The organism is Gilliamella sp. G0441 (assembly GCF_050589305.1).
In the GTDB taxonomy this organism is placed as follows: domain Bacteria; phylum Pseudomonadota; class Gammaproteobacteria; order Enterobacterales; family Orbaceae; genus Gilliamella.
Window position 1 is genome coordinate 1 of sequence record NZ_JBNRJF010000011.1, and the last position, 19,569, is coordinate 19,569.

Genomic DNA, 19,569 nt, shown 5'->3' on the forward strand with positions numbered 1-19,569 from the left:
AAGTCTGACCTAAACCTGATGTTGATTTTTCGTGACCGGTAGGGGTTTTTGCTATATCAGCCACCACCATCTGCATGCCACGTTTTTTATTAAAGATAACCCGATATAAATACTTGTTCATGTTCTATATTCCTTACATAAATACTTTTAATCTTGCTGTATTTATCCATTTTGGTTTGGTTTAATTAAAACAGTTCAATTTATTCATGGTTTTGTTGTAATCTTTGTTTATTTTTGCATAAAAAATAACGTACTGACTAAACAAACCTAATGAGTAAATAGATAAATCAGTTAACATTGAATGGTAATAAATGAATATTTGAGGGTATATGGTATAAGGCTTTTGAAGTATTTTGCTTTAATCCCACAAGCAAATAAATCTTTGACAATCAATTAGTTAAAGCTATATTAATAAAAGATACAACCGCAAAAATTTTCAAGACACCAATCTAAAAAAACAATACCGAAACACAAAACTTAAATAATATTAACATTTATTACTATAAATTTACACTTTAGCATATTACTGTAAAGAAGATTAGTTTGTCTACATTTATTTGGCAAATATTGATCCGAGATAGATCATCAAATAATCTTATTTTAGATGAAAACGATAATATTGGAGGAAAATTAAGTAGATTCAGATGATTTTAGGGTTGTATTTTATTTGATATTTAACTATCTAATCAATATCAAACCTGCTTTGGATCGTTATCAATATTAGTTAAATAATAATTGTATCTTATTTGAATAATATTAAAATAAGTCAATATGTTACTTTGAATCGGACGCAGATTAAACCTCGATAAAATCAAGTTTACCTCAATCGCCCGAAAAAAATACCAAGTAAAACTTTTAACAATTAATACGAAATTCCCACAAATTCATACCCTGCTTCATTAATAGCAGCTATAGCGGCTTCTTGGGATATGGTTCCACCCTCAATATCAACTTCATGTTTGGCTAAATCAATGGTTACTTTCGATTTTGGATCAATATCATTAATCGCTTTGGTAATGGCATTAACACAGTGCTGGCAACTCATATTATCGACAATTAATTTCATGATTGACCTCTCTTTTAAATTAAATCTTAGTTAAAAAATTAAGAAGACTAAATAATAAACCAACTAACTAATTTATTAAATTGTACTGTTCTACCTTGTAATAAAATAATTATATATATGAAGAACAACTATCATTAAACCCAAATATTATAACAATTGATTGGCATCTATCCCCGAAGCATTTTTTACGGTGTCAAATAAATCATTTTCATCATACTCATAAGTATCTTTTGACACATGATCAGGCTCGTGGCTGGAGTCGGATTATCCAATTTAGATTGTACTTCATTTTCTTGATCGACCTATAGACGCTGCATAATTAACATTTTAATAACGTTCAAACCAATTTGTTATCGCCACAATTTTTGTGAAACAACAAAGAATTTCGCATTGAAAAGTTAATAAAGCTAAAATTTTGCAAGATAATCTATATTGTTTGCGAAAAAGAATTTTTCATTTAAGAAAGCGACAATGACATCAGTTGTTTTATCATACACAATTTTTTGTTTCGAGCAAACTGACTCCAATAAATTATCATCCTGCAAATAACGTAATGTTTTAAATCAATTAGTTTCCAATACCTTTTACTATTATTGGACAATAAATTGAATAATCTTGGATTAATATCGTTATTATAAATAATTAGTGATTCGTAAACTGTTTAAGTTTTTAAAAATAACTGTCTTAATTTATAACTCAATTTCCGTTTTTCTATATATAAATTTATCGATGCATTTAAGTTATTTACTTCTGAATCAACAACAAAAAATGCTATTAATCCAGAACTTCTTTGACACTATTGTTACTAAAACGTTATACTAAAGGCGATATTTTGTACATCTGAATAGTTAAGCAGTTTTTTCAAAAGCAGTTTAAACATAGGGGGGTGTAATTTGGGTATCTTAAATAATATTTTTTCTAAAATCTTTCCAAGTGCTCAAGCAGCTGTCGGTAATGTCGCTGACGCTGTTAAAAATCAAGTCAACAGCATTACAGGTCATGATAAAGATGCAACAGCATCAAATAATCAGAATCAAGACCAAAATCAAAATCAACAACATTCAGACAACCAAACGCCAATCTCTGACGTGGATGTTATGTCAATTCTTAATAATTTAGCGAGTAAATTTCCTGAGAAACTTAACTGGAAAACATCGATTGTTGATCTGCTAAAATTATTAGGGATAGATAATAGTCTAGATGCTCGTAAAAAATTGGCAAAAGAGCTTAATTATACAGGCAGTACTGATGATACCGCAGCAATGAATACTTGGTTAATCAAAGAAGTATTTAAACGAATTGCTGAAAAAGGCGGTAATATCACTCATTTATTTTCTTAATTCAAGATTGATACGTGATTTGTTATCCACCTGATCTTCAGGTGGATTTTTTAATCGATAACTTTGATATAAATTAGTTTCAATTAAATTTATTAAGCTTTGAAAGCGTGTAGTCGATTCATTGCTGCTTCTAGACTTTGGGATAATAAAATATCTGTGCAGCGTGCAGATTCATCAATTGCTTTATCTATTAATTCTTGTTCTGGTTTAGAAGGCTTATTTAATACAAAACCGACCACTTTATTTTTATCACCCGGATGCCCGATACCGATTCTTAATCGATAGAAATTCGGATTATTACCTAATTTGCTAGCAATATCTTTTAAACCATTGTGACCGCCATGACTCCCACCAAATTTTAACTTCGCAATCCCCGGATTTAAATCAAGCTCATCATGCGCAACTAAGATTTCTTCTGGTTTTATCTGATAAAATGAAGCCATCGCTTGAACAGCTTTGCCACTTAAATTCATAAACGTAGTAGGTACTAATAAACGTATATCATTTCCTGCGATGTTTATACGTGAACTATAACCAAAAAATTTGGGATCGTTTTTTAAAGGTTGTTGATAACGTTGGGCAAGCAAATCAACATACCATGCCCCTGCATTATGTCGAGTTTGGGCATATTCGTTTCCAGGATTAGCAAGTCCTACGATAAGTTTTATGGTTGTCATGATGTTTTAATTATTTAGTGTTATTATTTGAAGATGTTAAATTGAAAAAGCCCCAAAAAACGGGGCATTTTTATCATTAAAAATCAATTATTGATGGAACATTGCAGAAATCGATTCTTCGTTGCTTATGCGACGAATTGCTTCTGCTAACATTCCTGATAATGTTAATTGACGTACATTTTTCAATGCTTTAACTTCAGCTGTTAATGGAATAGTATCACAAACAACTATTTCATCAATGGCTGAGTTTTTGATATTAGTGACTGCTTTACCCGAAAAAATCGGATGCGTTGCGTAGGCAAATACTCTTTTAGCACCACGTGCTTTTAATGCATCAGCCGCTTTGCAAAGTGTTCCAGCTGTATCAATCATATCATCAACTAAAATACAATCTCTATCGGCAACATCACCAATAATATTCATCACTTCAGCTTCATTAGCTCGTTGACGACGTTTATCGATAATAGCCATATCGGTATCATTCAATAGTTTTGCTATGGCACGTGCACGCACCACCCCACCAATATCTGGAGAGACAACAATTGGGCGTTCAAAATCACGTTGTAGCATATCTTCTAAAATCACGGGGCTACCAAATACATTATCCACTGGCACATCAAAAAAGCCTTGGATCTGTTCAGCATGAAGATCAACCGTTAATACCCTATCAACACCAACAGTTGATAAAAAGTCAGCAACCACTTTAGCTGTGATTGGAACCCGTGCAGAACGCACTCGACGATCTTGTCTTGCATAACCGAAATAAGGAATAACTGCTGTAATACGACCTGCAGATGCTCGACGCATTGCATCAATCATAACGAGCAATTCCATTAAATTATCATTGGTTGGTGCACAAGTTGATTGAATGATAAAAACATCCTCACCACGGACATTTTCATTGATTTGAACATTTACTTCTCCATCGCTAAAACGACCAACGACAATATCACCAAGAGAAGTATAAAGACGATTAGCTATACGCTTTGCTAGCTCAGGAGTGGCATTACCAGCAAAAAGCTTCATATCAGGCACGAGAAATCCTCAAGCATGTAAACATGATTACGCATTCGTAATCGGTTAATTCGGAGTGACAATTATATAATCATTTAGTGATCATGCTCAACTACATTATAAAAAATTATCAAAATAATTTAACCTGCCTAGCAAAAAAGTGTAGGAGTAATTTTGTTAAAATATGTTTTTTGACGTCAACTTAAAATCGAGTAAACTAATTCATCATCGCTATTTTATAGTAGCTTTCAATTAGCTTGAATCAATTTTATAACACAAGTAGATAATCTAATGGCAGAACAATTACATACAGAGATTGAAGAACAAAAACCGAAACGAACAATACGCAGTTTTGTGCTACGACAAGGTCGCTTGACCAAAGGTCAAGAACAAGCTTTACAAAATTTGTGGCCCGTATTTGGGGTCGAATATAATGCTAGCTCCCCTATTCACTTTCAACCTAATCAACACGTCGTTTTAGAAATTGGATTTGGAATGGGGGCATCGCTCATCGAAATGGCAAAAAATGCCCCCGAGAAATCTTTTTTAGGTATTGAAGTACATAAACCGGGGGTCGGAGCTTGTTTAATGGCAATTGAAGAAAATCAATTATCAAACCTAAATGTGATGTGCCATGATGCAGTCGAAGTTTTAGAAAACATGATTGCAGATAATTCGTTAGATAAGGTACAAATATTTTTTCCTGACCCTTGGCATAAAGCAAGGCATAACAAGCGTCGAATTATTCAGCCTGCTTTTGTCGAACTTATCAGACGTAAATTAAAAGTTAATGGTATTTTACATCTGGCAACAGATTGGCAACATTACGCCGAACATATGCTTGAGGTATTGAATCAAGCGACAGGTTATAAAAATTTATCATCAACAGGAGATTATATTCCAAGACCAGCAGACCGACCTATTACCAAGTTTGAAAAAAGAGGTCAAAATCTTGGTCATGGTGTTTGGGATTTACAGTTTCAAAAACAATAACGTTATTAAGGAGCCGTTATGCAAAATCAAACTCTTGATTTCATTTATCATCGTCGTTCAATTCGTGCTTATAAACCCATTCCATTAACGGAAAAACAGATAACGTCGATGATTCAAGCAGCACAATCGGCTCCGAGTTCTAACTTTCTTCAATGTTCAACCATTATTCGTATCACCGACAGTGATAAGCGAAAAAAATTAGCTCACTATTCAGGTGATCAGAACTATATTTATCAAGCACCCGAATTTTGGGTATTTTGTGCCGATTTTAATCGACATTTTCAAATCGATGCAACGATTCCTCTTGAACGAGCCGAACAACTTCTCGTTGGTTGTATTGATACAGCTTTAATGGCACAAAATACAGTTATTGCAGCGCAATCGTTAGGATTAGGTACAGTCTATATTGGTGGTTTACGTAATAATATATCTGAAGTGACACAATTACTAGCCTTGCCAAAATATGTTATCCCCCTTTTTGGTCTCTGTATTGGGTATCCAGATCAAGAACCCGAAATGAAACCTAGATTACCGAGTGAATTAATCTTTTTCGAAAATCAATATCAACCAATCAATCAGACATTATTGGCACAGTATGATGAGCAAATAGAGGATTATTATCAAACTCGTAGTTCTAATCAAAAAGAAGGCGGATGGAGTAACAAAATAGCAGAAACGATCTACAAAGGACAACGAGAATTTATTCTCAACTATTTACATCAACAAGGCTGGGTGAAACAATAATGAACAATCGCTACCAATTGGATAAAGTCGTCATATTAAGCCGACATGGAATCCGTACACCATTACAAAATACACTTGAATTTTTAGAACAAGCTACGCCATTTAAATGGCCTGAATGGGATCACCCTTATGGTTATTTAACTACCCGAGGCGGTGCGCTAGAAGTTTATTTTGGACGATACTTAGCGACATGGCTTGAGAATCAAAATATAAAATACAGTGCAGATGATTCTGATGTGTTTGTATATGCAAATAGTCTACAAAGAACGGTTGCTACAGCTCAATTTTTGACAGCCGGTGCTTTTGCTGGATACGATATTGCCATAAAGCATAAATATCCTATTGAAAAAATGGACTCCATGTTTGACCCGAGTTTACGCATCGACACTGACGAATTTAAGCAAGCGGTTATTAAGGACATTGATGAAACTGTTACAGCAGAATCAATCTATAAAAATTTAGCACCTGCTTATGAAATTTTAGCCGATGTTTTAGACTATAAGCATTCCAAATTTTATGCACAATATCAATGTGATTTAGCCGATATTCCTGTTGAAGTTTATTTAAAAAAGCATGAAGAACCGGCTCTTTTAGGTGCATTAGCGATTGGCATTAGTGCAGTGGATGCATTTTTATTACAATATTATTCGGGCTTTCCTAAGGAACAGATTGCGTGGGGAAGAATCAATAGCCAAGCGCAATGGCAACAACTTATTCAAATACGTAATCAATATCTAAACTTAGTCTGTCGAACTAAAACGCTTGCCAAACATTCCGCTGCAGAATTGATTAATATGATAAACAATCTTATGCTTCATGATGATCGAAAAATTCATTTACTTGTGGGACATGATAGTACCATTGCTTCATTATTCGGCGCATTAGATTTTGAACATTATCAGTTACCGAATCAATACGAAACAACGCCAATCGGTGGTAAAGTTATTTTACAACGTTTTCGTCATTTAGAGTCTGGAACACACTACTTCAAAGCCGAATATGTTTATCAAAGCTTTGAACAACTATTTAGCGGTGCTCAAATCAGTATGAATAACCCACCACAACATTTTACGTTGCAGCTTAAAAATGCCATGCAAAATCAAGATGGTTTTTATCACTGGCATGATTTTCAGCAGCGTTTAAACATATTTAAATGATGATTTAATCAATTCATTACTCACGTCAGTATTTATCATACATGGCGTGAGATGATTTTAACATTTAACAACTCGTTATTGTTACCCCCCTTTTACATTGCCTAACCTAAAAGTTATCCCCTACCTTATCTTCAATGAGTTGATAAAATGGATGAAAACGGTTTCACTTACAAATGTAACCGATTTCATAAAGTGTTATCTAGATCACTTTTTTCATCATTTTATGGTGATAATATTCAATACAGAACTGAGCAATTTTATTTTTCAATCAATTGTAATCGGTTTCTTGATGAATGCGTATTCATTCAAATTTTATTAAAGGAAGTAAATTATGAATCAAAATATTAAGGCTACAATGCATAATAAGAATTATTGGATTTTCAGTTTTTATTTCTTTCTCTACTTTTTTATTATTGGCGCCTATTGCCCTTTTTTTCCCGTTTGGTTGAAAATGAACGGACTTGATGAAGCAAAAACAGGTTATGTTTTTTCTTTTATTTCTTTTTTTGCATTATTCTTTCAGCCTTTATTTGGATTGATATCAGATAAATTAGGACTCAAAAAACATCTCCTTTGGCTCATTACTTTATTGTTAGTGCTGTTTGGCCCATTTTTTATTTTTGTGTTAGGGCCCCTTCTACAATTTAATGTCACTGTCGGCGCAATAGTGGGAGGATTATATCTTGGAATGGTCTTTAGTGGAGGTGCGCCTGCTATTGAAGCGCTGGTTGAAAAAATAAGTCGGCGCAGTGGTTTTGAATTTGGGCGTTGCCGCATGTTTGGCTGTTTTGGTTGGGCAATTTGTGCATCATTTGTTGGAATTATGATTTCGAAAAATGTCAACGCAGTTTATTGGTTATGTTCCGGTTTTGCATTAATTCTACTTATTTTAGTGAAATTAGCTGATCCGGCAAAAACCACTACAACCGATATCGTTGAACAAATGGGATTAAATAAAAGTGATTCATTTAATTTAAAACTGGCTGTCGATTTGTTAAAAATGCCAAAAATATGGTTTTTTATGCTTTATATTATCGGTGTTGCCTGTACTTATGATGTTTTTGATCAGCAATTTGCTAACTTTTTTACGTCGTTTTTTTCAAGTGAACAAATCGGTCGAGAGGCCTTTGGTTATGTCACCACACTGGGTGAATTTTTAAATGCTACTGTAATGTTCATTGCACCATGGATTGTGAAAAAAATAGGGAGTAAAAATACATTGTTAGTTGCCGGAGCTATTATGTCAATCCGTATAACTGGCTCAGCCTTTGCAAGTACAGCCGTTGAAGTTATTATTCTGAAAACCTTACATATGTTTGAAGCACCACTATTACTTGTCGGCGCATTCAAATATATCACTAAACACTTTCCTATTCGATTATCGGCTACAGTCTATTTAATTGCATTTTGCTTTGCAAAACAACTTGCTATTATGTTTATGTCCACCTTTGCAGGGCAAATGTATGTTAAAATTGGATTTGAAGGAGCATATTTAGTTCTTGGATTAATTGCATTTAGCTTTACGCTCATCTCCTCTTTTACATTATCTGGACGGGGACCTTGGGATCTGTTTATACACAAAAACAAGCAGCCGTCAGAAATACAACAATAACTGACTATAACGTTTAAGATGAATTGAGGTTTCAATATGAAGATATTAGTAACAGGCGGTTGTGGATATATAGGAAGCCATACGTGTGTTCAATTAATTAAAGCGGGTTACACGCCTATTATCATTGATAATTTATTTAATAGTAAAGCATCGGTAATAGATAGAATAGAACAAATAACAGGACAATCTATTAAATTTTATCAAGGTGATGTCTGTGATGCTAATTTATTAGCTAGAATTTTTGAAGAACAAGACATTCAAGCCGTAATCCATTTTGCTGGTTTAAAAGCCGTCGGTGAATCGGTATATAAACCCCTTGAATATTATGAAAATAATGTTTATGGCAGTATTGTTTTAATGAAAGCCATGCGAAATGCAGGCGTCAAACAATTAGTTTTTAGTTCATCAGCAACTGTTTATGGAGAATTAGCACCTGTACCTTATGTTGAAACCCTGCCACAAGGATTACCAACTAGCCCTTATGGTAAAAGTAAATTAATGGTTGAACAGTGCATCATGGATTTAGGCATAGCCGAACCCGATTGGTCATTAACTTTACTACGTTACTTCAATCCTGTTGGCGCTCATCCAAGTGGTTTAATGGGAGAAGATCCACTCGGTATCCCTAATAATCTTATGCCTTATATTACTCAAGTCGCAGTTGGTAAACGGGAATCATTAGCAGTTTACGGAAGTGATTACCCCACAGAAGATGGTACATGTGTACGGGATTTTATTCATGTCGTTGATTTAGCGGATGGGCATATTGCCGCATTAAAAGCAGATCGAAATAACACTGGCGTTCATATCTATAATTTAGGTTCTGGAGTGGGTTATAGTGTTTTACAAGTCATCAATGCTTTTGAAAAAGCATCTGGCAAACCACTTAACTGGCATTTTGCTCCAAGACGTGCAGGCGATTTACCCGCATTTTGGGCTGATGCGAAAAAAGCAGAGCAAATGCTTGGCTGGAAAACTAAATTAACACTTGACGATATGGTAAAAGATTCTTGGCACTGGCAATTGAATAACCCACAAGGTTATCCTGAATGAAAAACAAGTAAACATTAATTCAAGCAGAATTATAAAGAGGCAAAAATGGAGACGTTTAATCCTATTGATCATCCTCACCGTCGGTATAACCCATTAACCGATCAATGGGTTTTAGTTTCACCGCATAGAGCTAAGCGACCTTGGCAAGGTCAACAAGAAGCACTAAATCAAGAACAAAAACCCAGTTACGATCCCAACTGTTTTTTGTGCCCCAGTAATAAACGGGTCACGGGTGATAAAAATCCCGATTATACAGGCACTTTTGTCTTTACCAATGATTTTGCCGCATTAATGGATAATACCCCTGATTTGCTGCCAACTGATGATCCGCTTTTTCAAATGCAAAGCGCCAAAGGAACCAGTCGAGTAATCTGTTTTTCTCCCGATCATGGCAAAACCCTGCCGGAATTAGACTTAACGGCAATTGAGAGCGTGATTAAAACATGGATATCACAGCAAAAAGAATTAAGTCAAGATTATCCTTGGGTACAAATATTCGAGAATAAAGGAGCAGCAATGGGATGCTCCAATCCTCATCCGCACGGACAGATTTGGGCAAATAGCTTTATACCGAACGAAATTAAACGTGAAGACGAGAATATGCGTCATTATTTTGAAACTTATCACCGAAATTTATTAGTTGATTATGTTGAAAAAGAACTGATCTATCGTGAGCGAATAGTCGTTGAAACTGAACATTGGCTTGCTGTCGTGCCTTTCTGGGCAATATGGCCTTTTGAAACGTTATTATTACCCAAAACGCATATTGCACAATTAACGTTATTAACCGAAAACCAACAAATTGATTTAGCGGTTGCGCTGAAAAAATTAACAAGTCGTTATGATAATTTGTTTAATTGTTCTTTCCCTTATTCTATGGGATGGCATGGCGCGCCATTTGTGAAAGATAAAACTGAATACTGGCAAGTACATGCACATTTTTACCCACCTTTACTCCGTTCAGCGACAGTCAAAAAATTTATGGTCGGTTACGAGATGTTAGCTGAAGTGCAACGGGATTTAACACCTGAACAGGCAGCTGAAAGACTGCGTAATGTGAGTGATATCCATTATAAAGAAAGAAAGGATAAATAGATGAAAGCATTAATCGATAAAACTAAACAAGCATTTGCAACTCAATTTGGTTATCAATCCGACACCACAGTACAAGCTCCTGGCCGGGTTAATTTGATTGGTGAACATACCGATTATAACGATGGGTTTGTACTACCTTGTGCAATTAATTATGGCACAGTAATAAGCGGTCATAAACGTACCGATAAATTAATACGTGTAATTGCCGTTGACTATGATAATCAACAAGATGAATTTTGGTTAGATTCCCCCATTGAAAAGCACCCTCAATACCAATGGGCTAATTATGTTCGAGGTGTGGTTAAATATTTACAAAACTATACAAATACGATTTATGGTGTTGATTTAGCAATTAGCGGTAATGTCCCCCAAGGTGCAGGATTGAGTTCATCGGCTTCGCTTGAGGTGGCTATCGGAAAGATGTTTCAAGTTCTAAATAATTTACCTTTAGATGGCACTAAATTAGCATTAATCGGTCAGGAAGCTGAAAATCAATTTGTTGGTTGCAATTGTGGAATTATGGATCAATTAATCTCGGCACTTGGACAGGAACATCATGCTTTACTTATTGACTGCCGTACACTCTCTGTTCATCCAGTTTCAATACCGGATGATATGGCTGTTGTTATTATTAACTCGAACATTAAACGCGGATTAGTCGATAGCGAATATAATACTCGTCGTAGGCAATGTGAAACAGCAGCAACAGCACTTGGCGTAAAAGCATTGCGAGACGCCACATTATCAGATTTATTAAAAATTAAACCAACGCTTGATCCTATTGTTTTTAGACGTGCGCATCATGTTATTTCCGAAAATGAGCGCACTTTGCTAGCATCTCATGCACTTGCAATTCATGATTATAAATTATTATCAACATTAATGGCGCAAAGTCACAATTCAATGCGAGATGACTTTGAAATTACTGTACCAGCAATTGATTATCTGGTTGAAATCATTAGCAATGTCATCGGTGATCAAGGTGGTGTACGTATGACAGGCGGTGGCTTTGGTGGCTGTATTGTTGCATTGGTAAATAAAGACAAGGTTGATGCAGTAAAAAACGTTGTTAACAATAATTATCAGAATAAATTTGGTATTAAAGCAGATATATATATCTGCCAACCAAGTAAAGGAGCGCATGCAATATGTCTTTAAAACTGATCACACTTTCTAATAAACAAGGGATGCAGATTAAATTGTCTAACTGGGGAGCGACATGGCTCTCTTGCTTAGTACCTGTTGAGAAAGTCAATCGTGAAGTATTACTGGGTTGTTATTCGCTAGAACAATATCAACAACAACATGCTTTTCTAGGGGCAACTGTTGGTCGTTATGCCAACCGAATTGCCAATGCATCCATTGATATTGAAGGTAAACCTTATAAACTTATCGCTAATGAGGGAAAAAATCAATTACATGGCGGAGCAGATGGATTTGATAAACGAGTTTGGCAAGTTCACTCTCAATCTAATCAACACGTGACATTTAGCTTAGTTTCTTGTGATGGTGATCAAGGTTATCCTGGCGAGTTAACAGTTGAAGTCACTTATGAATTGACAGAGAATAATCAGGTTATCATCTCATTCAAAGCTTCGACATCTCAAACCACTGTTGTTAATTTAACTAATCATGCTTATTTCAATTTGGATGGTGAGGAGAGTAAAGATATTCTAAATCACACATTACAAGTCAATGCCAGTCAATTTTTACCCGTTGACAAATATGGTATCCCCTATGAAAATCTAGTTAGCGTCACTAAATTTGATATGGATTTACGCCAAGCAAAACAATTATCCGAACGATTACTTGATAGTCCAGAACGACAAAAAACAGGCGGTTATGATCATGCCTATTTATTGGATAAAACCCAGCCGATTGCAGCACAATTAACCTCATCCGATAATAAAGTAACCATGCGTGTCATGACGACCAAACCTGCATTACAGGTTTATACCGGTAATTATCTGCAACATACGCCAAACCGTCATAATGGGGAATATAACAATTTTGCAGGTATCGCACTAGAAGCACAATTTCTACCAGATAGCCCTCATCACAATAACTGGCCCCAACCTAATTGCTGGTTAAAATCCGATGAAACGTATCAACATCAAACAACATATCAATTTGTGGTAAACTAAAATCACAGAATTAATGATGAGATATCTTAATCAAACGTTTAATAAAAGACATATTCGTTCAAAAACAATGCATTAAAACAATTGAGCAGCATTCAAATCACTGTTTCAAGAGGTTAACCAATTGAATTCTTGAAGTATTATCATTTTCTTATAATAATTAATCAAAATCAGGTTTTTCTCACGATAGCCTAACAATTTTTTTAAGAATTCTGTATGATATGAGTATCATTGCTAATGGAAGATTTGATAAATGAAGACAAAAAGTTTAACTGCAATTTTTCCGGGAACTTTTGATCCTATTACAAATGGGCATATTGATCTTATCACTCGAGCATCACTTTTATTTCCTCGATTAATTGTTGCGATTGCTGAAAACCCAAATAAAAAAACGTTATTCAGTCTTAAAGAACGCGTCAATTTAGCATCCAGTTCGGTCGAACACCTTCTTAATGTTCAAGTGATTGGTTTTGATAATCTAATGGCTGATTTTGCGCAAACTTACAATGCGACAGTTATTGTTCGAGGTGTACGAACTACTCATGATTTTGAATATGAAAGACAATTAGCTGAGATGAATCGGGCGCTGAAACCTGATTTAGATACAATATTTTTAATGCCTTCAATGGCGATGGGATTTATTTCTTCTACCATTGTTAAAGATGTTGCTTATCACGGTGGTAATATCTCTAATTTAGTTCCATTACTTGTTAAAACCGAATTGTTAAAGCGATTAACTTAATTTCAGATTTTTATGGTTATTTTTTATACTGCTCCACCCAAAAAACAAGCTACCCAAAAATTGACTGTCACTATCTCTGCATTAGATGCGTTTGGACAAGGGATAGCAAATCATAAAGGTAAAACCATTTTTGTAAAATCGGCATTACCTGACGAAACTGTTGATATTCAGTTGACAGAAAATAAAAAAAATTATGCTAAAGCGAAAGTTATTAAATATCACAATCAAAGTGCTCAACGAGTAAAACCATTATGTCAATATTATCAGAAATGTGGCGGCTGTGAATTACAACATATCTCACCACATTTACAACAACATGCAAAATACCATGCACTTATCAATTTATTACAAAAAGAATGTGGGCAATCGTTGACTCATATTACTGAATTACCACCTCAAATTATTGCCGATCAACCCTACCATTATCGTCGACGAGCTAGACTTTCGATTAATTTGATTAAAGGTGAATTATTCTTTGGTTTCCGTCAAGCTGAATCCAATCAAATTATTAATATTGATCACTGCCCAGTACTTCAAGAAGATTTAGATCAATTATTAATGCCACTACAAATACTGCTACGTAAAATCAAATCGAAAAAATCACTCGGTCATGTTGAATTAATCTCTGTTGATAGTGGCATTATCATGGTATTAAGGCATACCACACCAATGTTAGCCGAGGACATAGAACTTTTAAAAACTTTTGCCGAAGCTGAAAAAATTTCTCTTTATTTATATGGTCAAAATTTATCACATATTACAGGAAAAACTGAACATTATTATTTAATTAATACGTTAAAACTGACTTTTAGCCCGATGGATTTTATTCAGGTTAATAATAAAATTAATCAAAAAATGGTAACACAGGCACTCGACTGGCTAACATTAAAGCCAACAGACAGAGTGTTGGATCTATTTTGTGGTATGGGAAACTTTTCATTGCCAATGGCAACAATATGTCATTCGCTAATTGGTATTGAAGGCGTGAATGAACTAGTTGAAAAAGCAAAATTAAACGTTATATTAAATAGTGATATAATTTGCGCAGAAACTGTTTTTTTAACAAGCAATTTAGAGGATAACCAACAATTTTTAGCATGGAATCAATCACCGTTTGATAAAGTTTTATTAGATCCTGCTAGAGCTGGAGCACTTAATGCTACCTCAGAAATTATCAAAATGGCACCATCGAAAATTGTTTATATTTCGTGTAATCCAGCGACGTTAGCTAGAGATAGCAAACAATTTATTCAAGCTGGTTACAAAATCGCTCAAATTGCTATTTTAGATATGTTTCCGCAAACTAAGCACATTGAATCAATGTTGTTGTTAACAAAATCAGGATTGTAATTATGGTATCAATTAGGGGTGCACATCAACACAGTGAAGAGCACTATTCTCTTGCTCAGTTTGATGTTGAACAATGGGCAAAACAGGAATTACAACTGACTAACGCTGAAAATTATCAGACGTTCAAACATGTTTGGGATTTTTGTTTTGAAAGTAGCGCGGGAGCTTCAGAACAAGTCGCTTGTTTTCAAAATGCCGTTGAAATGGTTGAGATATTATCCACCCTGAATATGGATATAAATAGTCTGTGTGCAGCTTTATTACTTCCTTTTCTTGATACTAAGGTTATTCGTCGAGAAGATATACCAGAAGATTTTGATCGTGAAATGACTCATATCCTTTCTAGTATCATTCGAATGAAAGAAATTCGACAACTTAGAGCAATTCGTAATGGTAGTGCCACTTCAGAACAAATTGACAGCATACGTCGCATGTTATTGGCGATGGTCAATGATTTTAGAAGTGTGGTAATAAAAATTGCAGAACGTATTACCTATTTACGCAATTTATTACATGCGCCCATTGAAGAGCAAGTGCTTGCAGCTAAAGAGTGTTTTAACATTTATGCACCGCTTGCCAACCGTTTAGGTATTGGTCAATTAAAATGGGAACTTGAAGATTTTTGTTTTCGTTATTTATATTCTGATGAATATCGCTTTATAGCCAAAAAACTACATGAAAAGCGACTTGATCGTGAATCTTATATCAATAATTTTGTCAAACATTTGCAAGAATTAATGAACAAAGATCATATTCGTGCAGAAGTGTATGGACGCCCGAAACATATTTATAGTATCTGGCGAAAAATGGAACGAAAACACTTAGAGTTTGAAGATCTTTTTGATATTCGAGCGGTAAGAATTATTTGTGATCGAATTGAAGATTGTTATAACGCATTAGGTATTGTGCATAGTCATTATAAACATATTGCTAAGGAATTTGATGATTACGTTGCAAACCCCAAACCCAATGGTTACCAATCTATTCATACGGTGGTTTATGGACCACAAAATAAAATCATCGAAATCCAAATTCGTACCGAAAAAATGCATAATGATGCGGAATTAGGCATTGCGGCACATTGGAAATATAAAGAAGGCAGTACTGACAAAATGACTGCCTATGATCAACGAATTACTTGGTTACGTAAATTATTAACTTGGCAACAAGAGATGTCAGAAAGCGGTGAGATTCAAGAAGCCGTACGTAGTCAGATTTTTGATGATAGAGTTTATGTCTTTACGCCAAAAGGTGATGTGGTTGATCTTCCAACAGGCTCAACACCGCTTGATTTTGCTTATCACATTCACAGTGATGTTGGTCACCGTTGTATTGGTGCAAAAGTGGGAGGACGAATCGTACCATTTACTTATAACTTAAAAATGGGCGATCAAGTTGAAATTATTACCCAAAAACAACCCAATCCCAGCCGAGATTGGTTGAATCCAAATACCGGATTTGTAAATAGTAGTCGGGCAAGAGCTAAAATTCAGGCGTGGTTTAAAAAACAAGATCGACATAAAAATATTGCTGCAGGTCAACAAATTTTAGAAAACGAGCTTGAGCCTTTAAATATTAACTTAAAAAGCGTTGAAAAAATGCTAATTGATAAATATAACGCCCATTCCTTTGATGAGGTTCTTGCCGGTATTGGTAGCGGGGATGTGAGAATTAATCAATTGGTCAATTTTGTCAATGCCCAAATTAATAAACCAACCGCTGAAGAAGAAGACGAAGCAGCGTTAAAACAAATTGTCCAAAAATCCAATTCCCAAACCAAAAATACCAACAAAATCGGTAATAAAAAAGGGAGTGAAATTATCATTGAAGGTGTCGGTAATTTGATGTGCACCATTGCAAATTGCTGTCGCCCTATTCCTGGTGATCCAATTGTCGGATTTGTGACTCAAGGGCGAGGTATTTCCATTCATCGAGCTGACTGTGAACAGTTACAAGATTTAAAAAATCACGCCCCTGAACGTATTACCAGTGCGGTTTGGAGTAATGAAACCAACTCAAGTTATACCATGGTGATACAGATCATCGCTAACGATCGTAGTGGCTTATTGCGGGATATCACAACAATTTTAGCTAACGAAAAAGTCAATGTTCTTGGATTGATAAGTCGAAGTGATATGAAGCAACAATTGGCTAATATTGACGTCGACATGGAAATCTTTGATCAAGACTCGTTAAATCGTATACTGAATAAAATTAAACAACTACCTGATGTGATTGAAGCAAGACGCCATCAAGGGTAAGCGATTTGCTAGGCTACCCTAAGTCTTGCTAAATAAAACATCATTCCGTTAAAAAGTTGAGTTACGTTCTAACACTTCAAAGTAATAATTGTATGGATTCTTATCATCTGCTTGATGATGTTCTTGAAAAACTTGTTGCCAGGTTTCTGGTGCGTAATAAGGAAAATAAGTATCACCTTTTAAATTCGCATCGATATGGGTTAAATAAAGCTTGTCAATAAATGGCAAAACTTGTTGATAAATATTACCACCACCGATAATAAACGCTTCATTGCAATTAAGCCTTTTGGCAAGAGAAATGGCTTCATCAATAGTTGTTACCCAGCTGAGATTTGAAATTCGATCTGATTCAGACTCTACTTTTACTTGCCTTGATATAACGATATTATGTCGATTAGGCAAAGGTTTTCCTATAGATTCAAAAGTTTTTCTTCCCATGATGACAGGTTTATTAAGCGTATTCTTTTTAAACCATGCTAAATCAGCTGGCAAATGCCAAGGCATTTGATTATTCATACCAATAATACGATTATTTGCCATCGCGACGATAATACTAACTATCATTTTTGTTCTTTTACACATAACCTAATGATTTTATTCTCTGTTTTACATTTTCAGGAAATATTGTTTTACTCCATAGTCGTTGACTTAATGAAAGAAGTGATTCTTTACGCCCATCAACAATCCAATTAGCCACTTCATCAGCAACATTAGGGTAAATTATTGGTGTCGGTGAAGGTAAAGCTAACCAATATTTCAGTTTAATACTGCTTAAATTTTCCATTACCGTTGCCATATCAAGCGATTGTAAACATTGAGCATTATAAATTTGTTCAAATTGCCCTGAAACGGGTTTAGTTAAAATCTTTTTGCCCAACGTCAAGGCTTCAGAAATCAACGCAAAACCAGTGTTAGTAATAATTCCTGAACAACTAATTACCGCATCCATAAACCCATTACGGCACAAAGGATGCAAAGTAACATTATTGCATTGTGTTACTTGCTTTATGTTCGGATGAAAACAGATGAATTGGTGTTGAGGAAATAACTTAAGTAACTCAACGATTTCGTCCATATTTTCAAACGGCAAATAAACAACAATGCAACCATTTTCTGTCGGCGCTACTTGAAATGTATCAATCATTGGTGGTAATAATTTATGTCCGAAATGAAACCAATGTAAACCAATTGGTGTAGTTACAGGAGCGTAATACTTCATGATCACATTTGCAATCAACCCATATTCTTTAGGTTTAAGATACTGACAGACGACTTGATTACTAATCCCTATACATTCTCGATGCTGATGATAAGCGGCCCAAGCACTAACAGGTTCAAAATCACTAATAATACAATCATACGTTGATAAGTCTAAATCACGCACATCCTTAATTAATCGAAAAGCACGGATACGTTGAACTGTTTTACGAAAATTTATCTTTCCGTTAAGTGTCGCAAAAGTCACCCCTCGAAAAGTCTTATAATTACCAAAAACATCCATATCAAAATAATCTTTTGGATCACGCCCACTAAAAATATAATCGACATCAGCACCAACTTTTTTTAGTGATTTAGCTAACGTTCGACAACGGCTTATATGACCATTTCCAGTTCCTTGTACACCAAAAAGAATTTTCATATTGTAATTATTAGTCAATTGAAGTTACGAGATATCATACCAGAAGACTAAATAATTATCTTGCTTAATTTAAACATAAAGAAGGAAATTTAGGGGTATAATTTACAATAGTCATGACATAAATTTGGATATTAATTTAATTAATCATTTTTAAATTTAAAAAATATGCAGATCTTTTTTAGTATCGATAAAATATTCAAATAATTAGCAATCAATAGAGTAGTTACACAAATAGCTATGCTTAAAAAACGTGCTATATAATGATGTTTGAAGTAAAATAGAGTTAAGCAATGATCAGATGAGTCGTGAGATTGTAATATGTCAGCTAAGGTGACCTACAAACGAATAAACATAATTGTTGTATTAACGACAATTTTATTGTTGTGTGGTTATTCTGCTTTACAATCATCTAAACGAGTATTTGATTTTGACTCAACTTGCCATTCAACTGATCAACACTCATTGACATTCAGTGACCACTCAAATATTGATTACTCCAAAGGGTCAATGTCAAAATTAACTTGTTCTTCAATAAATCATTGTATTGTATGTGGGGCAGTAGTTTCAAATTATGCCATTAACCTCTACAAACAAACCAAATTTACAGATTTTATATCACTCAAGTTCATTGCAAATAATAATGAATTTATTCCTGAATTAAGACCACCACGAATTACTTAATAAG

At 34.7% G+C, this 19,569-nt stretch carries 19 protein-coding genes; 13 read left to right on the forward strand and 6 right to left on the reverse strand.

Annotated features, from left to right (window positions below):
- Both ACKJXD_RS09370 and ACKJXD_RS09375 read right to left on the reverse strand, forming a co-directional pair.
- Positions 1-121, reverse strand: a 121-nt coding sequence (locus ACKJXD_RS09370) for an ESPR domain-containing protein (protein ID WP_430876188.1), incomplete at its 3' end; no start/stop codon positions are given.
- Between the two features lie 741 nt (positions 122-862).
- Entirely contained in the window at positions 863-1,066 is a 204-nt protein-coding gene (locus ACKJXD_RS09375) for a heavy-metal-associated domain-containing protein (protein ID WP_430876139.1), read from the reverse strand.
- A gap of 893 nt (positions 1,067-1,959) precedes the next feature.
- Between ACKJXD_RS09375 and ACKJXD_RS09380 the strand changes: the two genes are divergently transcribed.
- Positions 1,960-2,406, forward strand: coding sequence for a DUF3597 domain-containing protein (locus tag ACKJXD_RS09380; RefSeq protein WP_220215612.1), 447 nt, complete (start codon positions 1,960-1,962; stop codon positions 2,404-2,406).
- Positions 2,407-2,498: 92 nt separating this feature from the next.
- Here ACKJXD_RS09380 and pth read toward each other — a convergent pair whose 3' ends face one another.
- Positions 2,499-3,083: an aminoacyl-tRNA hydrolase gene (gene pth, locus ACKJXD_RS09385; RefSeq protein ID WP_363317374.1), complete on the reverse strand. Its 585-nt coding sequence runs from the start codon at positions 3,081-3,083 to the stop codon at positions 2,499-2,501.
- Between the two features lie 87 nt (positions 3,084-3,170).
- Positions 3,171-4,118 (reverse strand): ribose-phosphate pyrophosphokinase, encoded by a 948-nt coding sequence (locus ACKJXD_RS09390; protein ID WP_294826857.1) that lies wholly within the window; start codon positions 4,116-4,118, stop codon positions 3,171-3,173.
- Between the two features lie 270 nt (positions 4,119-4,388).
- Here ACKJXD_RS09390 and trmB point away from each other — a divergent pair, with 270 nt between their 5' ends.
- From trmB to relA, 11 genes are all read left to right on the forward strand, one after another.
- Positions 4,389-5,090 carry a tRNA (guanosine(46)-N7)-methyltransferase TrmB gene (gene trmB / locus ACKJXD_RS09395; protein WP_430876140.1) on the forward strand — a complete coding sequence of 234 codons (702 nt, stop codon included), beginning with the start codon at positions 4,389-4,391 and terminating at the stop codon, positions 5,088-5,090.
- A gap of 18 nt (positions 5,091-5,108) precedes the next feature.
- Entirely contained in the window at positions 5,109-5,834 is a 726-nt protein-coding gene (nfsA, locus tag ACKJXD_RS09400) for an oxygen-insensitive NADPH nitroreductase (RefSeq protein ID WP_430876141.1), read from the forward strand.
- A complete protein-coding gene (locus tag ACKJXD_RS09405) occupies positions 5,834-6,991 on the forward strand; it encodes a histidine-type phosphatase (RefSeq protein WP_430876142.1) in 1,158 nt (385 codons plus the stop codon). Before nfsA ends, ACKJXD_RS09405 begins: the two co-directional genes overlap by 1 nt.
- A 331-nt stretch (positions 6,992-7,322) precedes the next feature.
- Complete coding sequence (locus ACKJXD_RS09410) at positions 7,323-8,603, forward strand: MFS transporter (RefSeq protein ID WP_430876143.1); 1,281 nt, start codon at positions 7,323-7,325, stop codon at positions 8,601-8,603.
- Positions 8,604-8,639: 36 nt separating this feature from the next.
- Entirely contained in the window at positions 8,640-9,656 is a 1,017-nt protein-coding gene (galE, locus tag ACKJXD_RS09415; RefSeq protein WP_220215617.1) for a UDP-glucose 4-epimerase GalE, read from the forward strand.
- 45 nt (positions 9,657-9,701) lie between these two features.
- Positions 9,702-10,751 (forward strand): galactose-1-phosphate uridylyltransferase, encoded by a 1,050-nt coding sequence (galT, locus tag ACKJXD_RS09420; protein WP_430876144.1) that lies wholly within the window; start codon positions 9,702-9,704, stop codon positions 10,749-10,751.
- Positions 10,752-11,909, forward strand: a complete 1,158-nt coding sequence (gene galK, locus ACKJXD_RS09425) for a galactokinase (RefSeq protein ID WP_430876145.1) — start codon at positions 10,752-10,754, stop codon at positions 11,907-11,909.
- Complete coding sequence (gene galM, locus ACKJXD_RS09430) at positions 11,900-12,895, forward strand: galactose-1-epimerase (RefSeq protein WP_430876146.1); 996 nt, start codon at positions 11,900-11,902, stop codon at positions 12,893-12,895. The genes galK and galM overlap by 10 nt, the downstream gene beginning before the upstream one ends.
- Before the next feature lie 250 nt (positions 12,896-13,145).
- Positions 13,146-13,634 carry a pantetheine-phosphate adenylyltransferase gene (coaD, locus tag ACKJXD_RS09435; protein WP_220215621.1) on the forward strand — a complete coding sequence of 163 codons (489 nt, stop codon included), beginning with the start codon at positions 13,146-13,148 and terminating at the stop codon, positions 13,632-13,634.
- Between the two features lie 12 nt (positions 13,635-13,646).
- A complete protein-coding gene (rlmD, locus tag ACKJXD_RS09440; RefSeq protein WP_430876147.1) occupies positions 13,647-14,984 on the forward strand; it encodes a 23S rRNA (uracil(1939)-C(5))-methyltransferase RlmD in 1,338 nt (445 codons plus the stop codon).
- Between the two features lie 2 nt (positions 14,985-14,986).
- Entirely contained in the window at positions 14,987-17,245 is a 2,259-nt protein-coding gene (gene relA, locus ACKJXD_RS09445; protein ID WP_220215623.1) for a GTP diphosphokinase, read from the forward strand.
- Between the two features lie 48 nt (positions 17,246-17,293).
- Here the strand turns inward: relA and folA are convergent, their stop codons facing one another.
- Both folA and ACKJXD_RS09455 read right to left on the reverse strand, forming a co-directional pair.
- The gene (folA, locus tag ACKJXD_RS09450) at positions 17,294-17,809 is read right to left on the reverse strand and encodes a type 3 dihydrofolate reductase (RefSeq protein ID WP_430876148.1); all 516 of its coding nucleotides are present in this window, start codon (positions 17,807-17,809) and stop codon (positions 17,294-17,296) included.
- A gap of 10 nt (positions 17,810-17,819) precedes the next feature.
- Positions 17,820-18,884, reverse strand: a complete 1,065-nt coding sequence (locus tag ACKJXD_RS09455; protein WP_430876149.1) for an MJ1255/VC2487 family glycosyltransferase — start codon at positions 18,882-18,884, stop codon at positions 17,820-17,822.
- A 318-nt stretch (positions 18,885-19,202) separates the two neighbouring features.
- Between ACKJXD_RS09455 and ACKJXD_RS09460 the strand changes: the two genes are divergently transcribed.
- Complete coding sequence (locus ACKJXD_RS09460) at positions 19,203-19,565, forward strand: hypothetical protein (RefSeq protein WP_430876150.1); 363 nt, start codon at positions 19,203-19,205, stop codon at positions 19,563-19,565.
- Positions 19,566-19,569 lie beyond the last annotated feature (4 nt).